The organism is Mesorhizobium sp. ESP7-2, assembly GCF_020164715.1.
Classification (GTDB): Bacteria; Pseudomonadota; Alphaproteobacteria; order Rhizobiales; family Rhizobiaceae; genus Mesorhizobium.
Genome location: NZ_JAIUGQ010000002.1, coordinates 154,833 through 174,990 on the forward strand (window position 1 = coordinate 154,833; position 20,158 = coordinate 174,990).

A 20,158-nucleotide genomic window follows, 5' to 3' on the forward strand; every position below is an offset into this window, starting at 1 on the left:
AGCCTGCATCACTCTTTGCAATCTCAAACGCACAAGGCATTCTGCGGCGGGGAGGCGAAAGAATGAAAATCTACGCAAAGTACTTCCATGGGTTCGATCCGATCGATTGGCCCGCAGTGACCTTCAGTTTGGAAGCTGCGGCCCATTCTCTAGTCGAACGATATGAACCGGGAAACAGGATGGTTTTCTTAGCCACCAGAGGAGCCCCCGTTAACTCGATGCGCGGCAAGATCGTCGGGATGATGGAGTTCGGTCAAGAAAGGGGGCGGGTAGAGCAGTATTTTACAGATGCAATGATTGCGGCAGGGACGGAGCGTTACGGGGCGTTTCAGTGGCCATGGGCGGTGAAGGCACTTAGGGCCTGGCAATTCGACGAGCCGTATCCCCTGACACGGGCCATACTCGGCAAAGTCCCGATGAAGGCCATCCGCCATCCATGGCTTTTGCCGGCCAAGCTTGCAAGCAGGGTGTTGAGGCTCCCACACCACGAGGTCCCATTGTCTAGGCCCTTCACGATGTCTAGCAGCGAGCTAAGAAAGGTCCAGCGACGAACCTCCTACAGGCGGTCGCGGTCTAAGGGACCTCCCCCAACCAGCTATGAGGCACTGGTCCTTAGAAGTTGCGACGGCCCGTGCTTCACCTATCTGTTGAGGTTTGGCGCCCGCGATATTTGGAAAATCGGAATCAGCATCGATCCTGATCGCCGATTAGCCGAAATCAACGCTCACGTCCCAACAGAAGTTCTGGATGAGCAATGGCAGATTGAGCGACTTGCTCGCTTCGAGAATGCCATGACAGCATACGATGTCGAACAGGCGATGCTGGATCACTTCCGCTCCCATCGAACAAGAGGCGAGCGCATCTGGCTCCCATTGGCCCAAGTCTCTGCGGGTTGGGATGCCATGGTTAGCGTAGAGGGGCGGCTGGCGAATGCATGAGAATTTTCGGGCGACGGTTGAAACGCTGGTGCCATCGTTCAACCGACTTCTGGAGATGCATCCCATTGTTGGAGAGCGTTTCCCGACGGTGCACCTGCCACAGGACGGACGCCTTCGAGGGGTATATCTGCTCACGGAAGGTGGCTGCCACCTCTATGTCGGACGCACGAACGACATCGTCGGCCGGTTCTACGCACATCGTCGGGAAAGCTCCGGCGACGGGGTCGCCCCGTTCGCGTATCGGCTGGCATGCCTAACGAGCGGGCGAACCGGCAGGTCTTATGTCAAGGGTCATCCCGACACCCGCGCCGAAAAGATGAGGGATCTGGATTTCCAAAAGCATTTTTCCGCCGCGAAGGCCCGAATTCGAAACATGGCCTTCCGGTATGTGATCGAACCGGACGCGGTCAATCAAGCAATTCTGGAGGTCTACTGCGCCGTCGCTTTAGAAACTCCCCACAACACGTTCGACAACCATTAGCGAAATTACGGAACGCTCAACGTTCAGCGAAGGGGGAACTATGGGATGGGAATCAATCGCGGCGCTAGCTGCCGTGTTGTTCGGTACGACGACGGTCATTCAGTCTTATCTGGCTCTGCGGACGGACAAGCGTTATCGGGAGGGGGAAAAGAAGGACCGGGAACGCCAGCGCGACACGGAGATGACACGGTGGGGCAGTGAGGTCATCGACGTTATGGCGGAAATCGAAACGGCGTGTGCGCCGCTGACCGAGGGGGGCAGTTACAGTTTGGCCGCTATCGAGACGCTTAGCCATCGCGCCAGCGCTTTGCTAGACCGAGGCCGACTATTCTTTCCGAATGTGCCGTCTGGAGACGGATCACCGGCTGACGAAGGTGTACGCGTACGCGTGTTGGATCAGGTACTGAAGGCCTGCTACGTCGCAAGACATCTGGTGGTTCACGGTCACAGCGAAGGTCTAGAGTTAAGGCAGCAAATCTGGCAGGCGCGAGGCAGTTTCGTAAGACTTCTGCAAAACGAGATGGCGGGCTCGCTCCGTCAGGTTGGCGAGGATAGCAAAGGCGACCACGTGCCCGTTGACCCACTGACTTGGGACCCGGTTACCCGCATCCTGCGACTTCCTGCTGTGGATGGGGAACCCGCAACGAACTCTGTGTTGCCGAGCCGTGCAACAACCAGACGGCAACGGCTAAAAAACTCATAGAAAATTGCGTGCGGCGATATCGCATGCGCAACCCGTCTCTGGGCACCAATCGCTTAGGCAGGCAGCTTTACTGCCTCCACAAGCGCCTTCTCCGGCTCCTGCTCTGCATAGACATTCAGCGAAAGATCAAGGGTGCCTACGAGGTCCAGCATGGCGCGGGTTCGCTCGCGGATGGAGATTGCACATGTGCGCCTGCAGCATCGCCCGGTGAGCACCTACCCGGCAGGCCGGTGCAGGGTTCGAATTTCGTGCCGAAAGCCGACAGAAGAGCGAACCGCCTCCATGATCTCGACATTCGGATATCTATCTGCCAGCGCCTTCAACTCCTGGCGGCCTTCGTCCGGCACCGCGAGGCCGAAGATGAGACCGTCTAGTTCCAAATCATGGAAGGGAAGGTCCTCGGGAGCCTCTGTCTTGTTGCGGCCCGCGCCAGCGAAAATGCGCCACTCCTTCTCATATGACCAGTCTGATCCTTTAGTGAAGACCATTCGATGGCTGGCAACGGAAGGGTTAATCGAAGCAAGTCCGGCAAACATTTCGGCCAGGAAATCCTCATCCACGAGCTTTGGTAGATGATCGACGTACTCTACCGGCTTGGCCATCCCGAAGGGGCTGCTGAGCGCAGCGATCGATCGAAATCTCAGCACCGCGCCCCGATTTAGCTCACCATAGTGCGCCCACATGGACGTGTTGATTGGATCGGTCGTCAAGCACAGAATCTTGCTGTCCGCCATCAGCTTACGGATATCGGCATTGATCCCCGGTAGGCTGGCCATCATCCGATCAAAGCCCTCTTCAAAGCCCTCGCCAAATTCCTTCTCGAATTGATCGCGGCTAAGATCGGGAACACGCAGACCCATGGTCCGGACCACGGCTCCAAGGATGTTGCCCGCCACAACAGCCCTCTCGCCTTTGAAGACTTCCCACAGCTTGGCTAGGGATGCTTCCTTGAGCCTGGCTCTATCTGCCGTAATCGCCAGATCGAATTGGATATCATAGGGATCGTTCAATGTGCCGGGCGTTGACCACCTGAGAGTCCCGTTAGTCAAGACGGCCTTCGCTGTACTGAAGCTCATGTATTTGAAGAAGTGAACGCGGCTGTTATTCCAGCTTGTCGGGACGCAAGGCAGCATCTCATCAAAGTTCATTGGTATGCCCGCTATGGCAGAACGCCAGATTCGATGTTCAATTGATAAACGTTAGTCGGGCGATTCGGGAACAGACCGCAAGCCGATCTCACCGAGGCTACAGCGGGTCGGCGAGCGGAGGGTATCGCGGTGGGAGAAGCCAGGAGGCGGGAGACGTTCTCCCAGCGAATCCGAAGAGAGCAGCCCTTCTGCATCTTCTGCGGCGGTGGGACCCCTAGCGAGACCGTAGAGCACTACCCCCCGCGTGGCATCTTCGATGGCAAGCATCGTCCGCGAGGTCTTGAGTTCGGAGCATGCAAAGTATGCAACGAGGCATCGCGCGAGGCTGACCTCGTGGTCGCAATGCTGAGCCGCATGATGCCCGACTCCAAGACAGCGGCCGGGCGGGCGGAGGGTCAGAAGCTCATCCACTCGACGCTTCGTATACCGGGATTCTCCAAGGAGGTGCGCCCCGAGAGAGACCAGCTTAGCACTTTGATGCGTTACCGAGACATCGCCGCCCAGCTCCCTTCATGGAGCTTCCTGAGGATCGACGGGCCGATAGTGGCCAGGTCCATGACCATCTTCGCCTCCAAGCTGGGCCTCGCGCTACACACGGCCACCACAGGGCGCATCCTACCGACCACCGGGGCCGTTGCTGTCCAGTGGTACTCCAACCTCCAAGCCTATCAGGACGCGTTGCCGAAGGAGTTTTGGCTATGTGTGGCCCAGATCGAACGCTCCGCCAGGGCGACTTTGAGGTGGGCGAGCAGTTTCGCGTCGCCAGCGTACTCCCCGAAGACAGTAGCGCAATGTCAGCTCATTTCGCAGTCTTCAGGCAGTCGTTTGCCGTCTTGATGTTTGCCACCGAAGAGCCCGATGAGGCCCAGAAGGGCTGGGCTGTCTCGCCAGGGTTCCTGAAGCGGCCCCTTGAGGTGATCCCTGTGCAGCAGACCCTTAGCTGAGAGAGGGCTTCGCCCCTCATCGTCACCTCAAGGTAATGCGAGAGTCCGGTGCTTAAGGCAGTCACATTGAGCACCTATTTCCGGTGGGCCGACGATGAGGCGGAGCGGGGGCCTTCCAATACCCTAAGGCCCCACCTGGAGCCCTTTAGCAGCGAGTTATTTCCTTATAGCAGCGACTTGTTGGCCAGCCTTCTCCTCGACCGGCAGGGCTGCCCCCACCAGCCGCCTGGACTCTTCACGCATTGCCGCCATGGCCGCCGCCTTGGCGCTTTCGGCCACAAGCACACAGTCATGGATGGGCAGCGCCACCACGCCCTGTGCGATGAGCCGGAGAAGGACAGCCACCAGGATGTTACTCTCGGCGTTGGCAAGCTTTGGCCCGATGTTGGTTCCAAGGAGGTGCGCGATGGGGGGATGCTTCGCCTCTATCCCCGCCGTGAGCCGCTTGGCCGTCCACCCCGCAGGCAGTAGTTCCCGCAGTTCCCCAGAGAGGCGGCGCAAGGTCCCATCCCGGAAGAAGAGTGACGCGACGGCCTTCTTTACGGCGTCCCGGTGCCCTTCCAAGCCTGCCACCGCATACGGGTCTCCAGCCGGCAGGGCTGCCCCGTGGAGGGCGTAGGCGAGGTGAACGTACATGGCGCGATAGTCCAACTCCACCAAACGCTCCCCGCCAATTGTGAGGCCTACCCGCCTCGCCCGTGGGAGAGACTGCCAGAAGCCCCCGAAAAGCCTCCCGTGGCCATCGAACGTAGGCGGAGCCTCTGGACCGTCGACGAGAAAGACCCTGACGAGTTGATGAGGGGGTTGCCGCTCGCCGCAGAGCCGAATGTCGGCCTCCGCCAGTGCATCGTTGATGGTCTCCATTTCCGCTCGCAGCCGCAAGGTTTCCCCTGTGTCCGGGTAGTCCACCAACGGCTTCGGCCTAGCCCTCCCGACGACCGCTTTGAGGATGACCGTCTCTCCACCAGGAGCGCGGCTGATGTCCACCAGCGATGCGCCGGCCTGGGTCAACATCAAGCGGAGCCGTGCTGAAGGCTCGGCGGTTGTCCGCAGATGCTTGAAGACCGCCGGGTGATAGACCGCCAGCCCGTCCTCGGCCAGCGACTTGAGGATGTCGATGAGGGGGCCGCGCGGCAAGTCCCTACGGTCGTAGCGAGTGGCGGCCTTCTTGTCGGCCTGGAAGGCAAGGCGCGTGCCCGACGGATGGCGAAGGGCCACCAGTGCGAGGTTGACAACGAGGTTCTGGATAATCGCAAGGCGGCGCTCGGCGGCGTCGGCCCGTGGCTTACGGGTTGGGTTGCGGGCGAAGGCTGCCTCAACCTTGGCGTGGAGTGAGGCCGCTGCGTCAGCCAAAGGGGATTGCTCCCGCACGGTCAGCCACGGGTCGTGCATGAGGGTGGGAGGCAGGGGAGGTACGGTGCGCTGCCCCAAGTCTTCGCCACCTAGAAGGACCAGCGGTGGGTCATGGTCCTGTTCCGATCTCTCGTCAAAGTGCGTCACCGTTCGTGCCTCCCCGCCGCCTCCACCACCTCACTCACCGCCTCTGAGTCCGCGACGATCCCGGCGATGTCCTCGATGTTCTGCCCGAGGAGCCGCATGAATGCCCCTCCGCGCGAGGGTAACGAGAGAAGGTGCCATAGAGGGCGGAGCGGACATGGGTTCCCGAGGCAAGCCGATGGGCCATCTTGGCGATCTGGACATACTGGAACTCCCGGTTGGCCCTCGGCCCCAGAGCTGACTGGGCGGCCTTCACGGTGAGGGTGATTAGGAGGAGCTGTCCCCCCGATTTCCCGGCCTCATGAAGCCGCGCCAAGGCGTTCCGCACCTTCTCTTCCGTACCGGCCCATCGAGCGTCCTGCGCCGTCCGGGAGGCGCCACTTCCAGCCAGGAGGCCATTCAGGGCGGCGACAACCTGGGTCAAGCTGAGGTCGCCCTGATGAGCCTTGAGCCACTGCCGCGCCGCCGCCTGGAAGGGGCGCAGCTCTGCCATCGTGTAGCTCCTCCGCCAGTGGGTGCCGTGGCGACGTCTGAATTCGACGTGGCGCTTGCACAGGGTCTCCGAGAGGCCGTTCCTGGCGGAGCGCTGCGTGAGATTCTTGCAGCCAGGGGCGACACAGCGGCGGGGTGAGAGGTCGGAGGGAGCGGCAGCGCGGTACTCGATGTCGCAAGGAGACCCGCTGCTATCCATGGGCAGCCTCCAGGCGGCTTATCAGGCCATCCGGGTCGGGGTCGTTGTCGGTAGCCGCGATGAAGTTGAAAGGGTCTTTGTGCTGGGCGGCGATGGTCGAGATTATGCGGAGCATCTTGAGGGCGACACGGAGCCCGGACTTCGCCGACTGGACCGCGCGGTGGTATCCTTCTGGCTCCTCCACCCTCGCCTTGAACGGCACCAACCCCCACTCTCCGCGATCCCGGGCCTCCTGGATGGGCTTGAGAAACTCGAAGCCGTCGAAAGGCGTCTTACGGTCGGCCTTGAAGCCCCTGCTGCGGGACACGTGGACGAGCTGGCCCACCAGCCCCTTAGTGTGGACGATGAGCTTGGTGTCCTCTTGCCGGTGCTCTAGGACGCGGAGTACGGCGGCAGCTCTGAGGGTATCGTCGCTCTTGGCGCAGCCGGCCCCCCAAAGGTAACGCAAGTTTCTCTGCCCCCATAGAACGACTCCGTAGGAACCGGCGTGTTGAGGCGGGGCAAAGGCTTCCGGTTGCGGCCCTCGGTCAATTTCGATGATCGCGCGGAGGGTAGTCGGATCGTTTCTCTCCTCAGGGTCGAATGGAACTTCGATAACAGACATTAGTTGTCTCCTTCCTCGTCAGCGTTGGCATTGGGTTGGTCGCTGCGCCCGCTCTCGGCCTTGCCCGGGCCTGGAGGGTGGGCGATGCAGCCACTCTATGCGTGGCCTTTTGCTTGTTGGGGGGCGATAGGTGCGCGGCTCGTGCACAGCGGTTTCGACACTGCCGTGTCATCATCAGCGGGAGGGCGTCACTCCCGGACCATTTCCACCCCTCATCCCGTGTTCTCCACCTAGCTACCTAGGCGCCGTAAGGGAGGAGCAGCACCGACCCTCTTCGAGCCGAGTGGACAGATGGTATGTGCTTAGGCCCGTCTGTCAGAGGCCGCCCTAACCCTCGCGCGGAGGGCCGTAGTTCATCGCTTCAAGGGGAAGCGGAGTAGGCATCATCCGGGCCGCGCATCGGCGTGTCCAAATAGAGGGCGACTCCCCGGACGTATGTCTTGGGCATATCCTGGCGCCGCCCTGTTGGAAGAGGGCGCTTCGGAGTAGTGTTCAATTTTTGTGAGTGATGTATTTTGAATACGGCCTTCAAATAGCGAAAACCTCTGGAAATCGCAAGCAGTATTTAGAAATTTCTCAAACAACCTCAATATGTTGCTCGAACAGTGGCGGATTTACTAGACGCACTATTTTACTATCCGAGGAATTTCAACGGGCTGCCCTCGATCAGTGGCGGCATCGTAAGAGCCTACCGGGCGCGAGAAAGCCTCCAATTCGCCCACCGTAAGGACCATCGCAGCGCCGCCCTTTCAGCTACTTAGCCGGGACCAGCCAACAGGCGGTCGACCTTCGCTATAAGGTCGCGCCCCTTGGCAGTCAGGAAGACGATCTTCTTGCGGCCATTGTCGGGATGTCGCGCGGTCTCCACCAGCCCGAGGCCAGGCGTTCCCTTCCGGTATCCGGGGCCAAGGTACCTAAGATGCTGGGACATTGTGGTGGGCGATACGTCCACGCGTTTCGCAAGTTCCTCTAATGTCATCGCATCACCGCCAGGCCTCCGAGGGTCAAATCCGCAGATGGCAGCCGCCAGGAAAGCGATGGAGATGCCCAGCGGCATGTCTCGGGCCTGGGACTTGATGAACCGCGTGGCCTCTAGGAGGCGGGTGATGGCTGAGCCTGCACCGAACCCCGAGGGGCTGCCAGTATCATCCGAGTAGAACCCAGCGACCTCCGCGCGTACTGAAATGACATGCTGGAGCCAACACTCAAGGCCTCGCCTGGCCCTCCAGTCCATCAGGAAAGGACCGATCTCGAAGTCCTCTAGGCACTCGACGGCGAAGGCAATGGCGGTTGTTGGGTCTTGGAATTCCTCGGAGGACACCGGGAGTGGTGCCAGGGTCGGGGCGGTCATGCGCAGTCTCCTGTTAGAGTTGCGCTCCCCAGTATGGCCACGCCGAGCCCTCAGGCAACAAGTTTAACCTGTGCAATGACGGAGGGTGCAGGCCCCTACGCCGACCGGAGAATACGGAAGACACTCGCCCTCCCAATCCCCAGCTCCTCGGCGATGGCGTCCCCGCTCTTGCCCTCTGACTTGAGCCTGATGACCTCGGCGGCCTTTCGCTGGGCCGTGGGAGCCCTTCCCTTGTACTTTCCCTCGGCCTTGGCCTTGGCGATACCCTCCCGCTGCCGCTCCAGCATCAACTCCCGCTCGAACTCCGCGATTGACCCCAGGAGGTTGAGCATGAGCTTTCCTGTCGGGGTTGCCGTATCGAGGCTCATCGCCAGGATACGGAGGGCAACACTCTTGGCGCGTAGCTTGGCGGTGATATCCACGAGGTCAGCCACGGAGCGCGCAAGTCGGTCAAGCTTGGTGACTATGAGGGTGTCTCCCTCCCGAAGGTAGTCCAAGGTCCTCTCCAGCTCGGGCCTCTTGGCCGCCACGGAGGAAAGCTCCTCGCGAAAGACCTTGGAGCACCCGACGGCGGAGAGGTCTCTTAGCTGGGCCTCAAGCCCGGCCTTCTGGTCGGTGGTGGAGGTGCGGGCGTAGCCGACGAGGTGCCCGTTCGGCGTGGCGGTCGGTGTGGTCGGCTCCGGTGCTTGCATGGCGGCTCCCCTTCGGATCATTAGACTCTTTAAGGATGTGATCCTTCTGTATCAAAAAGTCAATCGCCATTCGTGTGAGACTCTAAATGACCTATTCTGACCGACTCACTGGGGCAAGCCCATGTGAGACCGGCCGGGAAACTATTATATTCGTTGCGCTTTCGACGGCCACGCTCCAGAATCCCTTCCGTCAGGCTCTGGCCTGTTGAAATCTGTGCCAAGTCGGCCTGGGATGGGGTGGCACGGGGGGAAACTCGCCCGCTGTCACGTAAATTGAGCGCCTCGCGAGAGCGACCCTACGAGCGATCCGGGAGCGCTCTAGGCTGGCGGAGGACGCCGAACGACAGACGCCGGATCATCCCCTAGACGGTCTTCGAGGATAGTCAGCATCGAGAGATGATGCTGATGAATGGAGTTGTTTTCACAGGGGCAATCGTCAGGAGTGACCTCCCGAACCCATCTCCCGTCGTCTTCTATGCGGTAGTGCCATCCCATATTGATGCCGCATCCGGCCATCTGCCGTCCTGGATGATCAACCGCGAAGTCCGCCACGGAGAACAGGCCGTTGTCACATTTCGATATGGCAACGCCCTTCAAGTATTCAGTCGAAAGACGGCCCGGCCTGCGCACGAGGCTGTCAATTTCGAATACGAAGTGACGACCCTCCCCCTGGACGATCTCCGCCACCCGTGGGAATCTCTCCGCAATCGGGTCCGCGAACCCATAGACCACGATTTCGGGTACATCGAAAACTAGCACATCGGGCGCAACCTTCTCGGCTGGTGCAGGCGCCCCTTCATAGTATGCGATATGCGGTGGATTATGTTTCCGGAAGCTATCGTGGTATTCGGGAAACTCGAAGGCCTGTTGGAAAAACTTCAGATCTTTCTTCTTTTCGTTTGGCAGCCTCATTTTCTGCCAAGGCATGCTGGTGAGCAGTTCGAGTACCGGGTCTTCATCCGTATTCGGAAACAGATGGACCGTTTCCACGATGCCACTTTCCTGTGCGAGAGCCCGGAAGATGCTTCTTGGGCCTTGGATGGTCGCAAGGATACAATCGACCGGCAAGTCTTCGTAAAGCGGACCCACAAGCCAGGCTGCCTGCGCATGAAAACGCGGACGACAATCAGGGAGCTCGATGGAAGACAGATCGATGAGCCCGAGCCTCCTCTTCGCCATCGCTTCCTTGGAGAGCACATAGAGAAAGCCCGTACCCTCCTCGTACGCGTATTTAGCCATCAGCTTGACTAGGAAAACAGGGTCTTCAAAGCAATCCTCACAGAGTTCGATCGAGCGGCTGCCGCTGAATGCGTGGGACGCGAACCAGGCCGAGACCGCCGGATTGGAAGATGCGTCGAGATAGAAGGAGCGCCAACCATAGTGCTGAAGAACCGCTTGGGTAAACTCTGTGCTGATTTCGCGATGATCGCGGCCTAGCAAGGCGGCAAGAATGAATCCGGAATAGTGTGACCACCTCAGCATCAAGGGTGGTATGCACCCGTTGCGAGAGAATGATGTGTTCATTTTCGGCGCGTCGTCAGTCCCGAAGTGCCGCACCTGGCCTCGAAAGAGAGCGTCCGGCCCGAACGCGGCCAGCGCTGCCTTCAACTCTTCCACGGTCGCTATCGTGTGCTTCTTCATATTTCCACTATTACCTGAAAGCGTACGGAAGAGCAGAGGCGTTCGTTCGTTGTTCGATCTCGCCGGCGACGGTTCACATTCCTCGTCACGATCATGCCACGGTCAAGCCGATCCATGCGAAAGAAGACTACCCTTACGGTCACCTGCCGCAGGCACGAAGTGCACCAGGCCCTCTCATGTCGTCAGAGCGGTCTTGATCCTAAATCTCCTCCGGCGCAGTCATCAATGACCAGCTATGCACCCAGCCTCGGCCGTAGCGAGGCGGTTCGATATGCGCATAGAAGTCGGTCAATCGCCTCGCCGCAATGAGCGTCACCAATCGGTCGGCTATCTTTCGATCGACCCAAATAGAACAGCGAACCACGGGCTTCACAGAATTAATCATTCCTGGCTTGAAGCCACTGTCTTCCAATGAGCCCTCAAGAGGGGTTCCTCTACTTGCGCCGTTTGACCATTGGTGGATTCCGGTCGGCTCGTGCTCTCATCCCCAATTAGTCTCGGTCAAACCCTAGGCAAGACTGTGTCACAGGCCTGTGCAACAAGGGATGGACGGACGCCGAAATTGTCCTTATAAATCAATGGTAAGCGAACGCGCGAGCGCAATCCGCCTCTGGGCACCATCCCCTCTTCGCCCCACAGCCCCTTTCGCCGAAGCTTCTACGCCTCAGTATCCGCAAATAACTGAATTTGCTTTGTTTTTCGGTACGAAAGCGGCGCTTGAGCGAATTTCATCGCGGTTCGGCAAATTTCGTCCAACGGGGCGAGGTGTTGGTATTTTTGTTGGTATCTGAGGCCCTGCTGGTATCGAAGCACCAACGGGGGGTCCACAAATGGCTCTCTCCGACGTGAAATGCCGCAACACCCTGCCGCGGCATCGCGGCATTCCGATTTTCGGGGTAACGGCACAGACTCCGACGAACCAGTGGAACAGAAAATCGTATTCCTGGCGCTCCATCAAAAGCCGCTCCGAGCGGATCGAGTGGAATGCCTGCAACCGGATCGCCCGCAGCAGCTTCCCTGGCGGTTCGACGGTCTCCCGATCGGCGAATACAGCGCAGCAAAATCATGCTCCAGCGAGATTCTTGGCTTTGAGGCAAGCATGACGCGCTTTTGTCGAAGCAGTGTCCGTATCATATGGCAACAGACGCCGCGCAAGGCTCATGGCCGACCTGCTGATCGAGCGCTGACATCGGCGAACTTCTGCAGCGCAATTCGCTTTGTCTTGTAGATGACAACCGTTTCAATTTTCCGCCGCCGATCGGCCAAATGGCCAGCCAGACAATCTCCAGGTCAATCTGCGGAAGATGTTCACGGACAATTAGTAGACATCAATTAACCTGGCGATGATCTTAGCTCATTCCCGGCCAAATTGTTTTGCTCGGCAGGCCGAATTGGAGAACGCTACTTGGTCGCGGAATCGTCAAGGGCCGCTGTGGAGCCAGCCGGTCAGACCCATCTGGCCGCGCTGTCGAAGCTGGCCGTTGCCTCCTATGAAACCCTAGAGCGCGAGCTCAGGGCCACGATTGCCGTGCTCGAAGCCCAGGCACGACGCTTCGAGATGGCAATCGACAACATCCCGCAAGGCATCTGCTTTTTCGACGTCGATGAGCGGCTGATCCTGTGCAACCGCCGCTACGCCCAGATATACGGCATCGCGCCTGACAAGCTGCAGGCGGGCATTACACTTGCCGACGTCGTCGAACACCTGCTCGCTGCGGGAACATCCGCGATGGACGGCCCGGCCTACCTGGCTTTCGCCCGCTCGATCAGTTCCAGCACCGGGTCGAGGACCTGGATCGCCGAACTCAAGGACGGTCGCATCATCCAGGTCGGCCGTCAGCCGATTCCCGGCGGGGGCTGGGTGTCGACACATGAGGACGTCACCGAACTCGCCGCCAGCCGCGTGGTGGTCAGCGAACGCGTTTCGCTGCAGGCGCTGATCGACTGGGTTCCCGACTATCTGTGGGTCAAGGATTCCGAAAGCCGATTCGTCGTGGTCAACAAGGCACTCGCCGCCGACCATGGAAAACGGGATACGAGCGAAATGATCGGCCTCAACGATTTCGATCTGCACGCGCCCGAACTCGCCCGGCAGTTCCGCGCCAACGAGCAGGATCTGCTGCGCAGCGGCCAGCCGATGGTCGACAAGGAGGAATTCATCATCGATGCTTCGGGCACCGGCAAATGGCTGTCATCGACGAAAGTGCCCCTGCGAAACGCCGAGGACGAAATTTTCGGCCTGGTTGGCATCGCCCGCGACATCACGGCGCGCAGGCAAGCGGACGATCTGCGGGATGGACAGGCGCATATCCTGGAAATGATCGCGACAAGTGCGCCGCTTCCCGAGGTGCTCGAACGTCTGATGCGCCTCATCGAGTCGCAACTGAGCGGTATAGTGGGCTCGGTGCTGCTGCTCGACAAGGACGGCACTCATCTGCACCACGGTGCGGCGCCCAGCCTGGCGAAGGAGTACACCCACGCCATTGACGGCACCCGCATCGGCCCCAAGGTCGGCTCCTGCGGCACCGCCGCCTACCGGCGCGAGCGTGTCATCGTCACCGATATTGTGAGCGATCCCTTGTGGGAAGATTTTCGCGATCTGGTGAGGCCCTATGGCTACCGTTCCTGCTGGTCGACGCCGATCCTGTCGCATACCGGCGTGGTGCTCGGCGTCTTTGCCATGTATTCGAAGACGGTGCGCGAGCCGACAAAGGCCGAGAGCAATCTCATCGATTTCACCACCCGCATCGCCGGCATCGCCATCGAGCGCAAGCTTGCCGAAGACCGCATCCATTTCATGGCCAACCACGACACGCTGACCGGGCTGCCCAACCGCGCCCTGCTCGGCGACAGGCTCTCGCAGGCCATCCTCTATGCGCAGCGCTACGACCGCTGGGTGAGCGTGGTGTTCATCGATCTGGACAATTTCAAGCTGGTCAACGATACGCTCGGCCACAATGCCGGAGACATGCTGTTGAAGACCCTCGCCAGCCGCATGGTCAGATGCGTCAGGGCGACCGATACCGTCGTGCGGCTGGGCGGCGATGAATTCGTCGTCGTGCTCTTCGACCAGGATCCGGATGTCGACCTGGTTGGCGAGACCTTGCAGAAGCTCCGGACGGCGATCGCGGAGCCCGTTTGTCTGGGTGAGCGTCACATCAGGGCAACGGCCAGCATGGGCGTTGTCAATTACCCTGACGACGGCGCGACCGCCGATGTGTTGCTGGCCAATGCCGATGCCGCGATGTACCGCGCCAAGGAGCTTGGCCGCGACAATTTCCAGTTCTATGCGCCCGAATTCAACGCGACGGCCCACGAGAAATTCCTGCTGCAGGAGGAGTTGCGCAACGCGCTGGCGCGCGGCGAATTCACACTGCTCTACCAGCCGCAGGTCGATCTTCGCTCCGGCAACGTCTTTGCTGCCGAGGCATTGATCCGCTGGAACCATCCGAGCCTCGGACTGATCGCACCGATGAAGTTTATCCCAATGGCCGAGGAGACCGGCCTGATCGTGCAGATCGGCGACTGGGTGCTGCACGAAGCCTGCAGACAGAACAAGGCCTGGCAGGACGCAGGCCTGCCGCCGCTGGTGGTGTGCGTGAACGTATCGGCAAGGCAGTTCAAGGAAAAGAACCTGATCAGCCACGTGATCGACGCGCTGGAGGACAGCGGCCTGGAGGCGAAATATCTCGAGCTTGAGCTGACCGAAAGCCTGATCATGCAGAATGTCGACACGGCGGTGGCGATGATGAACGCGTTGCAGGGCCTCGGCGTGCAGATCTCGATCGACGATTTCGGCACCGGCTATTCCAGCCTCAGCGCACTGAAGACCTTTCCGGTGGCGCGGCTGAAGATCGACAAATCCTTCATCAACGATCTCGCTACCGACGAGAACGACCAGGCCGTCGCCAGCGCCGTGATCTCGCTTGGCCAGAAGCTCAATCTCAGGGTGATCGCCGAAGGCGTCGAGACGGATGACCAGGTGGCGTTCCTGCGCAAGAACAATTGCGACGAGATGCAGGGCTATCATTTCAGCAAGCCGGTCTCGGCCGAGGGGTTCGCGAGACTGCTCGACAAGGAGCAAGGCGGTCACACTTCGCCAGAATGAGATTCATTTGGCGAAGCCGCCTACTTGCCGTACCGCGCTTCCAGCGCGTTGGCGAAGCGCTCGCAAAGCAGTTCTCCGGTCGCCGCAGTCAAGTGAAGGCGCAGGCGGCTCCCTTGGAGATCCACCAAGATGATAACAATTCCTCGATCGGAATATCCGGTCTCCTCAAGGACGTCGGTGACAACGAAATCCTGTATCTCACGGACCCGCTGTGGATCTTTTGGCATCATTGTTTCCAGCATCGAACGGATCGTGGGCGGAAGCTCCGTCAGTCTGTCAGACTTGCGGCCGCCTAAATTAGCAGATCGGCCAACCACCCGTCGATACATTAGTGATAACTAATTGTCTTTGATCGTTACGGACAAGTAAGAGTTCCAAAGATCCCTGCACCAAAAATTGTGGAGGAGAGGACGATCTTGCTAGCTCACGCGCTAAGAACTATCGGCATCTAGAATATAATTCAGGTGCATCGGCACGGGAAATGCCCGTGCGACATTCGGGAACAGAACCAACCAACAGAAATATTTTGTTGGTATTTCTGTTGGCTGGCATCGCCACCTTGCCAGTCGCAACCATCTGAAAAGAAGGAGAATTTCTTTCTTTTTAGATTCCGCCTCTGGGCACCATCCCATCTTGGTCCGTTCCGGACACATGGGTTACGGTTCGTGCCGGAGACATGGGTAACACTTTTGGCCCGAATGGGTTGGAGTGGTTCGAGCCTTGCATGTCTCATCGATGCTGCCAGCATAGCGCCGGATCTCCGAGATCACGGCATGGGCGCCCCGCCTCTTCCGGATAGGAGTTGGCAAAGAAGATCAGGCTGAACTTCATGCCCGGTTCTCGTCGGCCGCGCCGCCGCATCCGCCATTCCGGCCGCGACGCGGTCAGTCATCCGGTCGCCGCGAAACAATAGAGGATTGGCTGGCCCGGTTTGCCCGGGCCGGCCTCTCGATCAGAATGCCGGCTCGACCGAGCCGACATTGTTCTTGGTGACGACGGTCAGCGGGATCGGCAGCCGGTCCCTGACCTCCTTGCCGTCCATGATCTCGGCCATGGTGTTGATCGCCAGGCGGCCATCCTCGACCGGGGACTGCACGATGCAAGCTGGATTCCGTGACCTGAGCAACCACTCCATCGTGGGCAGAGATTACCTTCGGATTGGGTGCATTCCGATTTACATTCTAATATAAACTGATCATTTCCGTTGAACGAAGCTACGGATTTGCCATGGACCTGGATCCTTCGACCCTCAATCGGGCTCTGCCGCTCCGCGATCAGATCTATCAGAAGATCCGCAACCTGATCGTCGTCGGGCAGATGAAGCCCGGGGAAGTGATCAACGAGGTGGCGATCGCCGAAGCGCTCGGCGTCTCGCGCACGCCGGTGCGGGAAGCGGTCAAGCGCATCAGCGACGAGGGTCTGGTGAAGATCCTGGCCCAGACCGGCACTTATGTCGCGCCGATCAGCCGCGCCGACCTGGAGGAAGCTTATGTCATCCGCCGGGCGCTGGAGATGGAGAGCGCCAAGCGCGCGGCCGTCAAGCTCACGCCGGCGTCAGCGGAATTGCTCAAGGACAATATGGCGGCCCACCGGCTCGCCATATCGCGCGGCCGATACGCCACCGCGATCCAGCTCGACGACGTCTTTCATCGCACCATCGCCGAGATCTGCGGCCTGCCGATGATCTGGCGGGCTGTCGACATCTCCAAGGCGCAGATGGACCGCGGCCGCTACCTTGCCATTCCCAAACCCGGCTATGGCGAACAGACGATCGAGCAGCATGAAGCCATTCTCGACGCACTCAAGCGTCACGACGCCGAAGGCGCCGCGAAGGCAATGGAGCACCATCTCGAGACGTCGTTCCGCAACACGCTCGAAGTCGCCGCCGACCTGCTCGGCTGAAGCCGCCGGCACGGGCAACCGAACCGGATCGTCACATGCGAAGAATGGGGCTTTGTATCGGCCTGAAGGCGGAGGCGATCGCGGAATACATGCGCGTCCACGCCGCGGTCTGGCTGGAGGTGCTGGCGGTTAGGCCGCGCCGACATCCATTCGATTTACGTGCGCGAGCCCGAGAACCTTCTTTTCGCCAATCAAGTCGGATCGAAGCCCCTATGGCAACCTTCCGGCGCATCGAGAGCGCGTTCCTCTTCGGACTCCGCGCGGACATTCGACTGGGAGGGAACGCTCGATCGCTCTCGTACCGCATGCGCTGTTGCAGGCGTGTTCGCGTGGCGTCGCTTAGGTTTTCTTGTCGCCATTGGGGTTTGGTGCCGGTGCCTCTCGCACGTCTCGCGGTGGCGGATCGACATGCTCAAGCTCTGAAGGTGCTTCCTTGTCCGGCCGACTGACGGGCGGCTGCGGGCCGGGCTTCGGCTGTGGTTCCTTGATCTTGGCTGCCATATCCAGTTAACCGGAATCCATAGGTCCCTGTTCCATTATATCTTACTTAAAAGACGGGAGGCCGAAGCCGCAGGGCCAAAACGTGTCACGGTGAAATAAACAGATCACAGGTTTGCGATAGTCGGGACGAATGGTGGTCCGAAGAGCGTTCTAACTTTAGTTCGCCGGGTGCTCACAAGACCCCGAGCACCCAAAATCAAATGCTTTTGGGAGAACGACCATGAAACATCTCCTGGTTCCGATGATGGCAGGCTTACTGATGGGTTCCATTGGCATGGCCCTGGCCACCAATGTCCACACGGTGACGGGCACGACAGGTCAGCCCGGCCAAACCATCGGAACCCCTCAAACAGGAAGTGCGACCCCCGGCCACGCCAGCTCTGCCCCGGGCTCGGCCTTCAACCCGGATGGAAATGCCGGAACACATTACGCGGGCACCCAGCCGCAAAACTCGAAAAATCCGAAGAGCGTATCTCAGTACGACGTGGCCGGCTTCCAGCAGTCCCATAATCATTAGAGCGGCTCAGTGTTTGTTGGAATCGCCGAACCGCTCTAACTCTTTGTTTTTACGCAATTCCCTAGGGAAAGCGCTACGCACTTTTCCTGGAATAGCTCTAGGTGGCAGCACGATCCGCGGAACACTGGCCCGGTCGCCGAAGCAGCCGGGCCAACACATTCACCAGTCGACATCACTTGCCGGCGCGGACCAGGCTCCGGAAACTCCTCAGCACCGCGCGAAAAAGGGGCGAATCTGCTGCCCCGAACGTTTTCCAACCTCGGATTTCGGAAATTATCGGGACCAGGCCCACGTCCGTCGGCCTGGTGGGGCCCGTCACAAAGATCGATCGACGGAACGACTTTGCGCTCACCGGACTTCTGTCGGATTCAATTTGCTTGGTGATCCATCGACCGTAGGGCAAACTTCCCGCGGGGCTGCAGGAGGTGAAATGAGAGCACGCGCAGCAACGCTCGGGGACCTCGAGGACGTCTTCCATGGCCTGTCCAAGCGGATGTCGGAGGAATACGCGGCGGCCGGCAAGGACAGCAAGATCGCCTACGACAATCTGATGATGAACTTGAAGGAAGGCCGGGCGCACGCGCTTGTCGAGGGCGAGAAGGCCGTGGCGATCATCGCCTGGCATGAGAACAGCGACGCCGCCGATACGCTGTTTGCCGCGCAGGAGGATTTCTTCCGCGGCTCGACCGTCCGTTTCTGCAAGCGGCATATCAGGCATATCCAGGCGCTCGCCGGCAACCTTCCCATCCACTCGCGCAGCTGGCTGCAGGGGCCAGATGTCGCCAGATGGTTCGGCATCATCGGCTATGTCGAGCGCGGCCAGGAGAACGGCGCCAAGCTGTTCGAACTGCCGCCGGCTCGCCTCCGCTGAGGAACTCCGGCTGCGGCGGGTGTTCCTCCTTGCCGCGAACGCCGACTGTATGTCGCCCGCCCGCGCAAATTGGTTGATGCGGTCACCGTCTTCGGCTCCAATCGCTTTAACTCGGCGGCCTTGCGAATTGCTGCACTCGGCCGCCTTATGGACTGCCTCGGCAAGCGACTTGCGCAGGGCGAGATTTGGCAGGATGTTGCCGGAGGGCAACCGGGGCCAAACCGGCAGGCCGAGATCGATATGGCTGCTGTAAAATGTCGCGAGCTTGCTTCGCCTTTCTTACCTTTGTTGCCTTGCTGACGCCGGTAGAGGCAGGCGAGCGTATGTCTCATCTGTTTGACCGCTCCAACCTGCCGATCGCCTATTTTCGCGAATCGGATCTTGTGACCGCATACACGACTGCAATGGCGCGCTTCCGTCTGCAGTTCGCAGGGCATGCCGGCGAAACCAATCTTGCGATCCCCCTCGAACCATTGCTTTTGCGAGCGGAATTCCGTGCGCGGACATGGCGCTCGGCGGACGGCAGCTTGTTGCAAGGCTTCGCCGGCAAGGGCGGCTTCCGGTTGACTATCGGTAACTGCCTGGCGCGTATTTGCGCAGCCAGCGAATGCAGCGATGCCGGTTGGCCAGTTTACGCCTGCAGCGACGGACGCAAGCGCAAGATGTCCGTCACCGATTTTGTGACGGCAAGATTCGATGGCATCCCCTATCGTCGATTGAGCGCCTCCCCTTCACAGGAATGAAGGCGCGAGGTGGTTCTTACCCCGGCAGGTGTTCAGCCAGGGCGATATTCCTTTGCCGCACCGCGAAAGCCGCCTGCACCGCGCGGTTGACCGTCACCGGCAGGATCGACGTGTGGTCTTCGCCGGCGTGCAGCTCGAAGCTCGCCCGCAGGCCTGGGAGCGCGTCGAGGCGTTGCGCCGAGGGCAGTGTGCCGAACAATCCGGCCGGGACCTGCCGGGCGCTGCGACTTCCCGCCGCAGCCGCCTAGGCCTACCGGAGCCGAATTGATCGGCGGCATTATCTTTTCCCCGCGGACACGGCCCATATGGGTGGGCGTGCCATCCGGGCGGCAACGCCGTTGCATTCGAGCCAGGTGGCCGAAAGAACGGTGACAAGCGCGGCCGGAAAGTGTTGAAGATGTCGGTCAACATGGAGAGGGACGTGCGATCGGGTTGCGCTCGGCAGGCGTTGATGGTTTGTTGCCGGTCAGCGGAGATCAAGTGATGCGAGAATCCATGGGTCAAGACGAATACGGGTCGGCGAGCCCCTTCGATCCGGACGACCTGCCGAATTTGAACGCGATCGGACCAGGGATCGGCAACAACGACTTCGAGAAATACGCGGTCGCCGTGATCATCGTGTTCGGCGCCCTGATCATCGGCGGGCTGATGGCAGCGTCGATGACTTTCGGCCATCGCAACGGCTTCCTCTTCGCGCTGGGCGGCGCGACGTCGGCCTGGATATCGGGTAACGCGCTGCTGCTCGACCGGCCACGCATCTATGCGCTGTTCGTCGGCATCGCCGCCTTGATGCTGATTGCATCGACCATCACGCTGGTGACCTGAC

General features: G+C 60.1%; 16 protein-coding genes and 2 pseudogenes. 8 read left to right on the forward strand and 10 right to left on the reverse strand.

Annotated elements, in window-relative coordinates; genetic code table 11:
- The first annotated feature begins 62 nt into the window (after positions 1 to 62).
- Together LB543_RS03075 and LB543_RS03080 are read left to right on the forward strand one after the other, a co-directional pair.
- Entirely contained in the window at positions 63 to 938 is an 876-nt protein-coding gene (locus LB543_RS03075; RefSeq protein WP_224613012.1) for a GIY-YIG nuclease family protein, read from the forward strand.
- Positions 931 to 1,419, forward strand: coding sequence for a hypothetical protein (locus LB543_RS03080; RefSeq protein ID WP_224613013.1), 489 nt, complete (start codon positions 931 to 933; stop codon positions 1,417 to 1,419). The genes LB543_RS03075 and LB543_RS03080 overlap by 8 nt, the downstream gene beginning before the upstream one ends.
- Before the next feature lie 918 nt (positions 1,420 to 2,337).
- On the opposite strand, the gene LB543_RS03085 is transcribed toward LB543_RS03080, so the two are convergent.
- The 7 genes and pseudogenes from LB543_RS03085 to LB543_RS03115 form a co-directional block, all read right to left on the reverse strand.
- Positions 2,338 to 3,270 carry a DUF2971 domain-containing protein gene (locus LB543_RS03085; protein WP_224613014.1) on the reverse strand — a complete coding sequence of 311 codons (933 nt, stop codon included), beginning with the start codon at positions 3,268 to 3,270 and terminating at the stop codon, positions 2,338 to 2,340.
- Between the two features lie 1,100 nt (positions 3,271 to 4,370).
- A complete protein-coding gene (locus tag LB543_RS03090) occupies positions 4,371 to 5,567 on the reverse strand; it encodes a hypothetical protein (RefSeq protein ID WP_224613015.1) in 1,197 nt (398 codons plus the stop codon).
- Between the two features lie 827 nt (positions 5,568 to 6,394).
- Complete coding sequence (locus LB543_RS03095) at positions 6,395 to 7,006, reverse strand: hypothetical protein (RefSeq protein WP_224613016.1); 612 nt, start codon at positions 7,004 to 7,006, stop codon at positions 6,395 to 6,397.
- Between the two features lie 757 nt (positions 7,007 to 7,763).
- Positions 7,764 to 8,357, reverse strand: a complete 594-nt coding sequence (locus LB543_RS03100) for a hypothetical protein (protein WP_224613017.1) — start codon at positions 8,355 to 8,357, stop codon at positions 7,764 to 7,766.
- A 95-nt stretch (positions 8,358 to 8,452) separates the two neighbouring features.
- Positions 8,453 to 9,049, reverse strand: coding sequence for a recombinase family protein (locus tag LB543_RS03105; protein WP_224613018.1), 597 nt, complete (start codon positions 9,047 to 9,049; stop codon positions 8,453 to 8,455).
- A 318-nt stretch (positions 9,050 to 9,367) separates the two neighbouring features.
- Entirely contained in the window at positions 9,368 to 10,690 is a 1,323-nt protein-coding gene (locus tag LB543_RS03110; RefSeq protein ID WP_224613019.1) for a hypothetical protein, read from the reverse strand.
- 907 nt (positions 10,691 to 11,597) lie between these two features.
- Positions 11,598 to 11,824, reverse strand: a pseudogene (locus LB543_RS03115) (transposase); the annotation flags it as partial.
- A gap of 271 nt (positions 11,825 to 12,095) precedes the next feature.
- Here LB543_RS03115 and LB543_RS03120 point away from each other — a divergent pair.
- On the forward strand, positions 12,096 to 14,798 hold the full coding sequence (locus LB543_RS03120; RefSeq protein ID WP_224613020.1) for an EAL domain-containing protein: 2,703 nt from the start codon (positions 12,096 to 12,098) through the stop codon (positions 14,796 to 14,798).
- A gap of 20 nt (positions 14,799 to 14,818) precedes the next feature.
- Here LB543_RS03120 and LB543_RS03125 read toward each other — a convergent pair whose 3' ends face one another.
- The gene (locus LB543_RS03125; protein ID WP_224613021.1) at positions 14,819 to 15,040 is read right to left on the reverse strand and encodes a hypothetical protein; all 222 of its coding nucleotides are present in this window, start codon (positions 15,038 to 15,040) and stop codon (positions 14,819 to 14,821) included.
- 710 nt (positions 15,041 to 15,750) lie between these two features.
- Entirely contained in the window at positions 15,751 to 15,894 is a 144-nt protein-coding gene (locus LB543_RS03130) for a hypothetical protein (RefSeq protein WP_224613022.1), read from the reverse strand.
- A gap of 131 nt (positions 15,895 to 16,025) precedes the next feature.
- On the opposite strand from LB543_RS03130, the gene LB543_RS03135 reads away from it, so the two are divergent.
- The 4 genes from LB543_RS03135 to LB543_RS03150 all read left to right on the forward strand — a co-directional run bounded on the left by LB543_RS03135 (position 16,026) and on the right by LB543_RS03150 (position 19,332).
- Positions 16,026 to 16,700: a GntR family transcriptional regulator gene (locus tag LB543_RS03135; protein ID WP_224613023.1), complete on the forward strand. Its 675-nt coding sequence runs from the start codon at positions 16,026 to 16,028 to the stop codon at positions 16,698 to 16,700.
- A 721-nt stretch (positions 16,701 to 17,421) separates the two neighbouring features.
- Entirely contained in the window at positions 17,422 to 17,718 is a 297-nt protein-coding gene (locus LB543_RS03140; protein WP_140758875.1) for an adenylate cyclase, read from the forward strand.
- Between the two features lie 430 nt (positions 17,719 to 18,148).
- Positions 18,149 to 18,589, forward strand: a complete 441-nt coding sequence (locus LB543_RS03145) for a hypothetical protein (protein WP_140758874.1) — start codon at positions 18,149 to 18,151, stop codon at positions 18,587 to 18,589.
- A gap of 254 nt (positions 18,590 to 18,843) precedes the next feature.
- Positions 18,844 to 19,332 (forward strand): hypothetical protein, encoded by a 489-nt coding sequence (locus tag LB543_RS03150; RefSeq protein ID WP_224613024.1) that lies wholly within the window; start codon positions 18,844 to 18,846, stop codon positions 19,330 to 19,332.
- A 16-nt stretch (positions 19,333 to 19,348) separates the two neighbouring features.
- Here the strand turns inward: LB543_RS03150 and LB543_RS03155 are convergent.
- A pseudogene (locus LB543_RS03155) lies at positions 19,349 to 19,510 on the reverse strand (alpha/beta hydrolase); the annotation flags it as partial.
- A gap of 305 nt (positions 19,511 to 19,815) precedes the next feature.
- Here LB543_RS03155 and LB543_RS03160 point away from each other — a divergent pair.
- Positions 19,816 to 20,157 carry a hypothetical protein gene (locus LB543_RS03160; protein WP_135916977.1) on the forward strand — a complete coding sequence of 114 codons (342 nt, stop codon included), beginning with the start codon at positions 19,816 to 19,818 and terminating at the stop codon, positions 20,155 to 20,157.
- Position 20,158: the final 1 nt, after the last annotated feature.

Excerpts from the sequence above, each read along its gene's own strand:
- LB543_RS03105 (WP_224613018.1), bottom strand. The coding sequence starts at position 9,049 with ATGCAAGCACCGGAGCCGACCACACCGACCGCCACGCCGAACGGGCAC.
- LB543_RS03140 (WP_140758875.1), top strand. The coding sequence starts at position 17,422 with ATGAAACATCTCCTGGTTCCGATGATGGCAGGCTTACTGATGGGTTCC.
- LB543_RS03110 (WP_224613019.1), bottom strand. The coding sequence starts at position 10,690 with ATGAAGAAGCACACGATAGCGACCGTGGAAGAGTTGAAGGCAGCGCTG.
- LB543_RS03150 (WP_224613024.1), top strand. The coding sequence starts at position 18,844 with ATGTCGCGAGCTTGCTTCGCCTTTCTTACCTTTGTTGCCTTGCTGACG.
- LB543_RS03100 (WP_224613017.1), bottom strand. The coding sequence starts at position 8,357 with ATGACCGCCCCGACCCTGGCACCACTCCCGGTGTCCTCCGAGGAATTC.
- LB543_RS03160 (WP_135916977.1), top strand. The coding sequence starts at position 19,816 with ATGCGAGAATCCATGGGTCAAGACGAATACGGGTCGGCGAGCCCCTTC.
- LB543_RS03135 (WP_224613023.1), top strand. The coding sequence starts at position 16,026 with ATGGACCTGGATCCTTCGACCCTCAATCGGGCTCTGCCGCTCCGCGAT.
- LB543_RS03095 (WP_224613016.1), bottom strand. The coding sequence starts at position 7,006 with ATGTCTGTTATCGAAGTTCCATTCGACCCTGAGGAGAGAAACGATCCG.
- LB543_RS03085 (WP_224613014.1), bottom strand. The coding sequence starts at position 3,270 with ATGAACTTTGATGAGATGCTGCCTTGCGTCCCGACAAGCTGGAATAAC.
- LB543_RS03080 (WP_224613013.1), top strand. The coding sequence starts at position 931 with ATGCATGAGAATTTTCGGGCGACGGTTGAAACGCTGGTGCCATCGTTC.
- LB543_RS03125 (WP_224613021.1), bottom strand. The coding sequence starts at position 15,040 with ATGCTGGAAACAATGATGCCAAAAGATCCACAGCGGGTCCGTGAGATA.
- LB543_RS03075 (WP_224613012.1), top strand. The coding sequence starts at position 63 with ATGAAAATCTACGCAAAGTACTTCCATGGGTTCGATCCGATCGATTGG.
- LB543_RS03145 (WP_140758874.1), top strand. The coding sequence starts at position 18,149 with ATGAGAGCACGCGCAGCAACGCTCGGGGACCTCGAGGACGTCTTCCAT.